Raw genomic sequence first — 215 nt, 5'->3', positions numbered from 1 at the left:
TTTACGACCCGAAAGCCTTCATCACTCACGCGGCGTTGCTCCGTCAGACTTTCGTCCATTGCGGAAGATTCCCTACTGCTGCCTCCCGTAGGAGTCTGGGCCGGGTCTCAGTCCCAGTGTGGCCGATCACCCTCTCAGGTCGGCTACGCATCGTTGCCTTGGTGAGCCGTTACCTCACCAACTAGCTAATGCGACGCGGGTCCATCCATAAGTGA

At 58.1% G+C, this 215-nt stretch carries 1 rRNA gene; it reads right to left on the bottom strand.

The annotated features are described in order from the left end of the window. Positions 1-215 (bottom strand): 16S ribosomal RNA (locus tag MR167_RS32700); the annotation flags it as partial.

Origin of the sequence: Bacillus cereus group sp. BfR-BA-01355, assembly GCF_022663675.1 — a bacterium.
GTDB classification, from domain to species: Bacteria; Bacillota; Bacilli; order Bacillales; family Bacillaceae_G; genus Bacillus_A; species Bacillus_A thuringiensis_S.
This window is presented reverse-complemented; position numbering and strand designations above follow the sequence as displayed.